Below are 9,163 nucleotides of genomic sequence, written 5' to 3' on the forward strand. Positions count from 1 at the left end.
GACCAGCGGTCCACCCGTACGTCTGGAAGTGGTGACTTCCTCGTCTGCCCTGAGGTCGTGCTTGCTGTCCGTGAAGGCGTGCTGGCGATGGGTGCACTTGGTGTCAGTGCGTCGACGACTTGACTGCTCGAGAAGGTGTCACACCGCCGATCCGGTGACGTCAGGTTACGCTCACCGAGGACTGTTGAAGCGGTGGAATCACTGCGTGGCAAGGTGGAAGGCTCACATGGTTCAGAAGGTTGTCGTTCAGATCGTGGACGACCTGGATGGTGGGGTCGCGACTCAGACCGTTCCATTCGCGCTTGACGGCGTCTCATACGAGATCGACCTTTCGGACGATAACGCCGCGGCGTTGCGCGACGAGTTCGCGCGCTACGTCGAGTCGGGCAAGCGTGTGGGGGGACGCCGCGTCAAAGTCGCGGCTGGGCAGGGGACGGCGGACAGTGCCGCGAATGGGGTCAAGAGCACGGTCGATCGGCAGCGCAACCAGCGGGTGCGTGCCTGGGCGGGGGAAAATGGCTACTCGATCGCCGAACGTGGCCGAATTCCCCAGGACATTTACGAAGCGTTCGAGGCCGCGGAAATTGCCGCCTCGCAGGCCCTTGCCGAGCCTGAGGTGACGGCGAAACCAGCGCGCAAGCGTTCGCCCCGTAAGAAGAAGGTCGCCAGCAACTGACGGGCACTCTTGGCTTAGCAGGTTGCTGAGCGGCAATGACCAGTGTGGCGGCCAGGGGGCAACTCGCGACCGAGGAGGGCGCGTCCTGCTCCTCCAGTTCCAGCGGTCGACAGCCGGTCGCGGCTGACGACCGCTGACGGTTGATCGAGCCGGCAATGCTCGAAGGAACGTAAGCTGACGTGACGCTGGTGCGGGCGCTGGACGAGGTGCATATCGGGTTCGGGGAGCGACCGTTCGCGGTAGTCCGTCGTGGATCGCAGGCCGTCTGCTCGCACAGGCCTAAAACAGCTGCGCTGCACGCGAGGGACTGAGTACGTTTGCTCGCGTGGCTGACGAGGCATACCACCACCCGATGCTGGCGGCGCTGTACGACCCGCTCAATCCGGTTCGTGACGATCTGGATGTGTACGTCGCCATCGCGGACGAGTTGAGTGCTCGCTCTGTGCTCGACATCGGCTGTGGCACCGGGACACTAGCGCTGATGCTGGCCGACCGTGGCATCGCGGTTACCGGACTGGATCCGGCGGCCGCGTCGCTCGACGTCGCCCGAGCCAAACCGGGAGCAGAGCGCGTGCGATGGATCCATGGCATTACTGTGCCGGTGATCCGCGCGGACCTAGCCGTCATGACAGGGAACGTCGCCCAGGCGATCGTCGACGAGCGACAGTGGTCACAGACTTTGCGCGGCGCTCATACCTCACTGCGACCCGGCGGGCACCTTGTGTTCGAGACACGAGTACCCGCCCGGCAAGCGTGGCGGGAGTGGACCCGCGAAGCGACCCGTACGGTTCAGCACATTGACGGCGTGGGCACCATCGAGGACTGGCTGGAGGTGGTCGATGTCAGCCCGCCGCTGGTGACGTTCCGCTGGACCTGCGTGTTCGCGTCGGACGGACAGAAATTGATCTCCGATTCGACGCTGCGCTTCCGTGAACGTGACGAGGTGGAAGCGGACCTGACCGCGCACGGCTACCGCGTCACCGAGGTCCGCGAGGCGCCGGATCGTCCCGGCCTGGAGTACGTGTTCTTCGCGTGGAAAGAGTGAAACATCTGCCTGAGTCAGCCGAAGTCCTGGATTCACCACGGAGCGGCGCTCGGACGTGGAGACTTGCATTGCTTCCCCACAGCGGGATGAACCAGGCATACAGGGGAGCCGTGGGTGGGTATCGGTCACGATCTGATCCAGGGCGAATGCCGGCTTCGGTCGCGGCCTTGGTCTCTACCCCAGACCCAGTGGGTGACCTTCACCGGCTTTGGCAGGACTAGGGTCCGCGTGATGTCGCCGCCTCATCCCCACGGTCCTGCCTGATCGACCAGGATCTCCTGCAGGTCGAGCGGGTTGGCCGCGGTCCACCTTTTCGAGGAACGCGGCCGCGGGCAGGATCGGCGTGAGCGGCCGCCGCCCGGTCGCCGCACAGTATCGCACTCACCACTTGCACACGGCCGCGACAAACAGTGTGCAGGCCGTGGTGCCGTGCAGCGTCTGGCTCTTCGGGGTGGTCAGCAGGGGACCGGCGGTGACCGGGTAAGGAAGACGGCGAGGGCTACACGGCGATCGAGACGTGCGAAATTCCAGCACGGCCTGGGTCTGCAGATGGCCGGGCGAACGGCCTCGTGAGTCCGCGCGTATCTCACGTGCAGCTCCCTGCTCAGCCGGACGGAAGTGCTCGCGTCACCTCTGGCACGTCGAGTAGCTACCGCCGGGGTGCGACGTCGGACGTTGTCGGTTGAGAGGTGGTCTATCGTCCCCAGTCTTGTGGAGGACGAGGCGGCTGCTGGCCCGGCAAAGCCTGCGGATACCGGGCCGCCTGCCGCGGCTTGCTGAGCACTCTTATGAGAAGGAAGATTCCGACACCCGCCATGGCCAAAACCACGAGGATGACGACTAGCACAACTATCATTGTTCCCACGGCGAGAAGGCTACCGCGGCCTTGGCCTTCATGGTGCTCTGCCGCAGAGATGAAGACGAAACCGGTCGTCGTGCTGTCTCGTGAACAGCGGTGGGTTTCATGTCTGCCCTTGTCTGCTGATTCGTGAGGTTCACCTGTCCGCACATGGGGCCTGTTGCAACCAGTCGACCCTGTCGGCGCACTCGCGCGCTGTCGCTCCGTCCCTCGCCGGATTTGAGTATCAAAATTGCACGGTGGAAGGTGAGCCAGCGGGTTCGGCCTCGACCGTATAGGTCTGAAGCCCGAGTGAATACGCTCCACAAGAGCCAAGGGAAGTTTTCCGTATCCGGGAAGCGGAGTACTGTCTGCCCTCGGTGCGAACGGGGGCAGCGGAGTCCGGACCGTGGCGCGGGCGCTGGCCCTGCTCGGCAGTTTTCGCAATGGCGAAGAAGTGGGGAACCCCTGGCCAGCCACTGGTTTTGACTGTCCGGTGAGTACGACGCTCCGGCTGGTGACGGCTCTGGTGGATGCGGGCTTCTGGAGAGGAACCCTGAATCCGGACCGCTATCGCATTGGTGGCGCGCTCGCGGAGTACGGCCAGATCGCCTACCGGCAGCACAACGTCTGCTCGTGGCACCACGATTCCGAGCAACTTGAGACCCGTCGGCGCGTCGGTGTCGGTCGCGATCCGCCATGGCAACGGCGCGGCTGGGCTGCTCGGAACCCTTCCGGCTGGCCGTCACAGTTCGCGGACATGCAAAGTAGGTGAGGTTTGATAACTCTTTGTATATTGCATGTGGACATGGAAGGCGTTTCTTTTTCTGGGATATAACGCTGCGCTCGGCCAAGGGTGTGCACTTGTCACGTGCATGGCAATGCTCACGGTGTCGTATCGCGCGGAGATGGCAATATTGGTCAGATGAGGTGTCTCAAGCCTGATGTCGAACAGGAATGCTTGCGTGTCGAAAATTCACTCGAGTACGCTTGCATTCCAGTCTGCGTCGGCGTGCATCCTGTCCAATGGTAAAGGAGGTGGCCATGGCCCTGGTAACTCGATGTGGCACCCGTTGGTTGGCGATCGGGGTGATGCTCGCCGCCGGTGCAGTGTCCCTGAGCTCCGCCTCCGCCGCGCCCGGCGATTCAAGCGTCGATGAGTCGGCGGCACCAAGGCCCGTGGCTTCGGCTGCCGCGGGCCTGACCGCGTCGCACTATGTTCGGAATACGGTCTCACGCATCGCGAAGCTCGGTTCGAACCTGGCTACCGGCGAAGGGCGTTACGACAGTACGATCGACGCGGCCAGCAGGACTCTGACCGGCTCCATCACGCTGCCAAAGACCGAGAACGCGTACTTCGTGACGTTCGGCTTCATGCCGGTGACCAGCACTGTGGAGCTGCGGTCTGAAGGGGATCAGGGTGGTTCATTGCTGAAGGAGCCAGGCGATGCCGGCGAGGTAGCGGCTCGGGTGTTCCCTGACGGCAAGAAGTACTTTTCGGTGATTGTCGATTTGACACTACGGCTCACGATCCATCTCAGTGAGACCAAGGTCGATGGAAAAGTCCTCGATGTGGGGGCGAATTGCAGAACGCGAAGTCCCATGGCGATCAAGATCAGAGGTTTGGTCGGGCTGCAGGATGCGGCGCCACCTACCACGCTTAAAAGTGGCTTCGATATCCCGCCGTTCTCCGGCTGCGGGGGCAGGGAGAACCTGGATGATCTCATCACAGGCTTGATATCCGGCCCGGGAAACGAGATGAGCACCAGCATTGCCGTCCGTTGTATCTCAACCTGCGTAGGTTGACATCCTGCGAACCGGGTGCCAGTGGGATTCGAACCCAGTTCGCTGATCAACTCGGTCGGCGTTCATTCTGCAGATCTGGTTTCGTATAATTCTGTTGCGCACTGATGAGTGCGCTCGACTGGGATTGCTGGCGCATGCAAGCTCCTGGACCTGGCGGCGACGCCCCGTAGTCCTGCGAGGCGTACTCACCTTGCTTTCCGAGTTCGCCCGCTCCAGTGCAAAGGTCTGCCGACCAGGACAAGAGTGCTGATTCGCCCTAATGGAGGCGATGCGGCTCGGGATCCGGCGACCTGCATCTGTTACTGCTCTCCGTCATCCGCATCGCGCGCGGCGTTGGGTGCTGGGCTGCGTAGGACAACGAATGGGGAGGTGTCCTTATTTCAGGGAGTGCCCGGTTCCGTATGCCGTCAGGAAGGTGGCTACTGCGGCTTTAGCGATCTCTCGCGTCTGTATGTCGGGGACCGTCCGGGTGCCGAGCCGGGATCGAGTGTCCCAGGGGCCGGTGAGTAGTGCGAGGAACTGTTCGGCGGCCAGGTCCGGCTCTTCGGCACGCAGGTGTCCGGAGAGGGACATGCGGGCGAACCGGTCGGCCAGGCTGTGCTGGATCCGGTTGGTGTAGTCCGCGGTGTCCAGCAGTTCGGGGTACCGCGGCAGTTCGGAGTAGAGAAGTCGGCGTAGCGCGATGGACTCGGGGGTGGCGTGCAGGCGCAGCAGGTGGATGGCGGTGTCGTGCAGGTCGCCAGTGTCGGAGAGTTGTGCCATTACGGCTGCGCCCGCGGCGTGTGCACTGTCCGCAGCGGCGGTTATGGCCTGCTGGAACAAGGTGGCCTTGTCGTTGAGGTGGTTGTAAACGGTGGGTTTGGCGACTCCGGCTTCGGCGGCGATCGTCTTCACGCATGCCTGCGCGTAACCCTCACGCGCGAACACGGTGAAGGCGGCGTCCAAGATGGAGCGCCGTTTGTCGATCCGGCCTCGGGTGGCCTCGGTCCCTGCTCTGCTCACGGCAAGGATCGTAGCCTCCACTTGAATATTTACTCCGTGGTTCATTAGACTGAACCAGTGAGTTCAAAAACACTGGTTATAGCCGGGGGTACGGACGGGATCGGGCGGGCACTGGGGTTGGCATACCTGCGCCGGGGCGATCTGGTCACGATCATCGGCCGGAACTCCGCGAAGGGTGAGTCCTTCCTCGCCGAGGCTGCCGCGCTGGGCGCGGCCGGACGGGCGCACTTCATCCCGGCCGACTTGAGCCTGGTCGCGGGGGCGAGGTCGGCGATAGCGGCGGTGCGAGAGCGGCTCGACCAGATGGACGCGCTGGTGCTGACCGCCCGTCATGTCAGCTCCCATCGGCAAGTCACCGCCGAGGGCTTCGAGTTGACCTTCGCCCTGTACTACCTGAGCCGGTACTTGCTCAGTCATGGGCTGGCCGATCTGCTGGACACCGCCCCGCGACCGGTGATCGTGAACGTGTCGGGGCCTGGCGAGACCAGCGGTGATCCGCCGTGGGACGACCTCGATCTGGCCCTCGGCTATACCCTGTCGACCGCGCTGTCCCACGGCGGGCGGCTCAACGACCTGCTCGCCGTCGGCTGGGGTTTGCATCATCCCTCGGCGAGAACGCGGTACGCGTTGGTGCATCCGGGAGTCGTCGCGACCAGTTTCTCCGGGACCTACGACCTCCACACGACAGCCCTGATCGACCAGTTGCGGCGAACGGGGGCCCCGGTCGCCGAGGCGATCCGGCCGATCGCCCGGCTGCTTGATGACCCGCCCGCGGCACTGGTCAGCGCGTGGGCACAGGGCAGTCCACTTCCGCTGACCAAGGACGCCTTCGATCCGGCCGCGGCACGGCGGCTGCACGCCATCACCAGGGAGTTGCTGACATGACGGTTTCCCAGGAGCGGCTGCGGGAGCTGCTCGACTCGCCGGTGTTCGCCACCATTGCGACCATTCAGCCTGACGGCACCCCTCAGCAGTCCGTGGTCTGGATCCTGCGGGACGGCCAGGAAGTGCTGTTCATGATGGCCGTCGGTAGCCGCAAGGAACGCAACATCCGCCGCGACCCGCGGATCAGCGTGCTGGTCAGTCCGCCCGACGCGCCATACACCTACGCGGTATTGCGTGGCACCGTCGCCCTCGAGACCGAGGGCCGGTTCCGACTTCGCGACAACCTTTCCATGAAATACATCGGGCTGACTTATGCCGAGCACATCAAGCAAACACCCGAAGCCGGACACGACACCCGCGACATCATCGCCGCCAGGCTCACCCCGCACCGAGTCATCGGACGACTATGACCGCCATAGAGCGCGCAACGGCCAACGTCCGCACGAGCCGAGTTGAGCGCAGACCAGCTCACACCCTGGGTGGCCACTCTGAATGGCTGACGAGAAGTGATACGCCATGTGAGTGCGGCCGGGTGGAGGCCTTCTCAACCCTAATCGGTACTGAGCGGCCGCGTCGGCGGACAAAGAATGCTGTGCCGCGGATTGGGGCGGCGCGGACGAGCTCGTCGCCCTCTTCGACGTCATCTGACTTGGTCCCAGGCCGCGACACGGCTAATGGTCGGAGTGCCTGATACGACCGCGCGATTCGGTTGGCCAGCAAGTGCTTTAAGTGGGGCAGCGTCTTGCTCGACGGACTCGATGCCCGCTCCGGCCAGTGTTCGTCTGGTCGGGGACTTTGCCTGGCTCCTGAGGAAAGTCAGAACAGCCGCCGCCGGCGTGCAAGGTCCGGCCGGTGACCACCTGGCGGCGTCGGAGGCGGGGAAGGCGACGATCTCGGCAATGTCGTCCGGCTCGCCCAGCCGGCCAAGAGGGGTCTGCGCGGCGATCAGCTCGCGCATGCCGGGCGGCTGGTGGGCGGTGAGCCCAAGGGTACGCGTCGCGCCGGGAAGCACGCTGTTCACAGTGATCCCGCGCGGTCCGAACTCCTTGGCCAGCACGCGGACGAGCGCGTCGCCGACGGCCTTGCTCGCAGAGTAAACGCCAGTACCGGGACGGTAAGTCACGGCCGCGCCGCTGGACACGACCACGATCCAGCCGCCGTCTCGCACCCGGTTGGCAGCCTCGTGCAGGGCCATGAAAGCCGACCTGGTGTTCGTGGTGAAAATCAGGTCGTAGTCGGTGTCCGAGGCATCCGCGATCGGCGAGAACCTGGCGAGCCCGACGTTGCTGACCACGATGTCGACGCCCCCGTAGTGCCACTCGGCAGCGCCGAGCAAACCGCGCAACTGGCCGGTATCGGTGACGTCGGCCGCCACGGCGACGGCGCGTCCCCCACTGTCTTCGATCGCAGTGACCACCTGGCAGCCGCGCTGTGTACCGTCCGGTAGTTGACGATCACGTCGGCGCCGCTTGCGCCCAGCCGTTGGGCGATCGCACGCCCGATGCCGCGCGAGCTTCCCGTCACGATCGCGACCCTGTCCGCCATTGCGCCCTCCACATCCGCGCACTTTCGGCTCGCGGGTTGTGTCAGTCGAGCAGGGCCTGACCGGGAACCGTCTGCCATCACTCCTCCTCTGCTTCGCCTGGCTGGAATGCGAAACTGATCAGGTTGTGACGGTCCGCTCGCGGCAGGGACGTCGCCTTGGTCGAGTTGGACGACGGTAGTTCGCGGGCAACGACGGCCGTGGCTCACGACAGCGCCGCCTTCAGCGCGGTGAGGTGAGCCCTGCTCATCTGGGCGGCCGCGCCGGGTTCACGGTCGGCGATAGCCTGCACGAGCGAGACATGCTCCTCCTGATCCTCGTCCGCCGCATCGGAGCATGAACGACCATCGTCCGGTTGCAGGCGGAGCATGTCGATCATCGCTTCGCGGACTCTTGGCGCGAATCCGTCGAAGAGTTCGAGCAGGACATTGTTATGGGCCGCGGTCACGACGGCGCGGTGAAGTGCCATGTCCGCGTCGACGTATCCCTCGGTGGTCTGCCCTTTCGTGGCGCGTTGTGCAAGGGCGCGTCGTAGTGTTCGTAGGTCGGTTGCTGTACGCCGTTGCGCCGCAAGTGCCGCAGCCTCCGTCTCGATCGCGATGCGGCCCTCGATGACCGCGGCGATGTCTGCCTGCCGCAGCACGACGTCCCAGCCTTCGTTGACGTCGAGTGCGTTGACGAACACCCCGGCACCCTGCCGAGTCTGGAGGACACCGCGCCCAGCCAGTTGTCGGATAGCCTCCCGAACCGTGGAACGACCGACACCGAGCTGTGGACCCAGCGTGGTCTCGCCTGGAAGTTTCGCGCCAAGCTGCCACTCACCCGAGCGGATCCGCTCGAGAAGCAATCGCGCGGCCTGATCGGCCAGCGATGTTCGCTGCACCTGCCCCATCGTGCTGCCCTCTTCTCAGTCTGATGCCGGCCCTGTCGACGATCGTGACGATGCCGCGCGCCCGATCCAACACGGCGACCGTAAGTTTCGCAGCTGCATCAATCCGGACGACGGGCTGGACAGTCCGAGGTTCGTAGAACTTGCCGTATCGCAGCACCGCTCCATCGAACCCGACCACGGCATCGACGAGTGCCCGGACCGCCTCAGCAGGGAGCCGGAACTCTGAGCGGTGTATCGAAGCGCTCATACGGCGCATTCACCAGCGTGCTTGTCAGCTTGTCTGAGGAGTTGTGTTAGAGTGACACTGTGCCGATCCCGCAGGTACTTCTCCTTCGCTGCCACGGTGGGGCCTAGTGTCGCGCGTCGTTAGTTGGTTTACGGTCGTGGGTTTGCGATGATGGGTCATGCCTTCGTCGGGTTTGGTGATCAGTGGTGAGGATCGGGCGGTCTTGGAGTCGTGGGCTCGGTCGCGGGCG

9 protein-coding genes and 1 pseudogene are annotated in these 9,163 nt (G+C 64.4%); 6 read left to right on the top strand and 4 right to left on the bottom strand.

The window, feature by feature from the left end; translation table 11 throughout:
* Positions 1-226: 226 nt before the first annotated feature.
* The 4 genes from ACLARN_RS42165 to ACLARN_RS42180 all read left to right on the top strand — a co-directional run bounded on the left by ACLARN_RS42165 (position 227) and on the right by ACLARN_RS42180 (position 4,365).
* A complete protein-coding gene (locus tag ACLARN_RS42165) occupies positions 227-676 on the top strand; it encodes a histone-like nucleoid-structuring protein Lsr2 (RefSeq protein ID WP_409497095.1) in 450 nt (149 codons plus the stop codon).
* Between the two features lie 325 nt (positions 677-1,001).
* Entirely contained in the window at positions 1,002-1,721 is a 720-nt protein-coding gene (locus ACLARN_RS42170; RefSeq protein WP_409497096.1) for a class I SAM-dependent methyltransferase, read from the top strand.
* A 1,247-nt stretch (positions 1,722-2,968) separates the two neighbouring features.
* A complete protein-coding gene (locus ACLARN_RS42175; protein ID WP_409497097.1) occupies positions 2,969-3,334 on the top strand; it encodes a hypothetical protein in 366 nt (121 codons plus the stop codon).
* Positions 3,335-3,603: 269 nt separating this feature from the next.
* Positions 3,604-4,365: a hypothetical protein gene (locus tag ACLARN_RS42180; protein ID WP_409497098.1), complete on the top strand. Its 762-nt coding sequence runs from the start codon at positions 3,604-3,606 to the stop codon at positions 4,363-4,365.
* Between the two features lie 375 nt (positions 4,366-4,740).
* Here the strand turns inward: ACLARN_RS42180 and ACLARN_RS42185 are convergent, their stop codons facing one another.
* On the bottom strand, positions 4,741-5,367 hold the full coding sequence (locus ACLARN_RS42185) for a TetR/AcrR family transcriptional regulator (protein ID WP_409497099.1): 627 nt from the start codon (positions 5,365-5,367) through the stop codon (positions 4,741-4,743).
* 57 nt (positions 5,368-5,424) lie between these two features.
* Between ACLARN_RS42185 and ACLARN_RS42190 the strand changes: the two genes are divergently transcribed.
* Both ACLARN_RS42190 and ACLARN_RS42195 read left to right on the top strand, forming a co-directional pair.
* On the top strand, positions 5,425-6,252 hold the full coding sequence (locus ACLARN_RS42190; protein ID WP_409497100.1) for an SDR family NAD(P)-dependent oxidoreductase: 828 nt from the start codon (positions 5,425-5,427) through the stop codon (positions 6,250-6,252).
* Entirely contained in the window at positions 6,249-6,662 is a 414-nt protein-coding gene (locus tag ACLARN_RS42195; protein ID WP_409497101.1) for a PPOX class F420-dependent oxidoreductase, read from the top strand. Before ACLARN_RS42190 ends, ACLARN_RS42195 begins: the two co-directional genes overlap by 4 nt.
* Before the next feature lie 230 nt (positions 6,663-6,892).
* On the opposite strand, the gene ACLARN_RS42200 is transcribed toward ACLARN_RS42195, so the two are convergent.
* The 3 genes and pseudogenes from ACLARN_RS42200 to ACLARN_RS42210 all read right to left on the bottom strand — a co-directional run bounded on the left by ACLARN_RS42200 (position 6,893) and on the right by ACLARN_RS42210 (position 8,687).
* Positions 6,893-7,669: an SDR family oxidoreductase gene (locus tag ACLARN_RS42200; RefSeq protein ID WP_409497102.1), complete on the bottom strand. Its 777-nt coding sequence runs from the start codon at positions 7,667-7,669 to the stop codon at positions 6,893-6,895.
* A 59-nt stretch (positions 7,670-7,728) separates the two neighbouring features.
* Positions 7,729-7,875 (bottom strand): annotated as a pseudogene (locus tag ACLARN_RS42205) (hypothetical protein); the annotation flags it as partial.
* A gap of 125 nt (positions 7,876-8,000) precedes the next feature.
* The gene (locus ACLARN_RS42210; RefSeq protein ID WP_409497103.1) at positions 8,001-8,687 is read right to left on the bottom strand and encodes a FadR/GntR family transcriptional regulator; all 687 of its coding nucleotides are present in this window, start codon (positions 8,685-8,687) and stop codon (positions 8,001-8,003) included.
* Positions 8,688-9,163 lie beyond the last annotated feature (476 nt).

Source organism: Amycolatopsis sp. cmx-11-12 (assembly GCF_046269425.1).
Lineage (GTDB): Bacteria > Actinomycetota > Actinomycetes > Mycobacteriales > Pseudonocardiaceae > Amycolatopsis.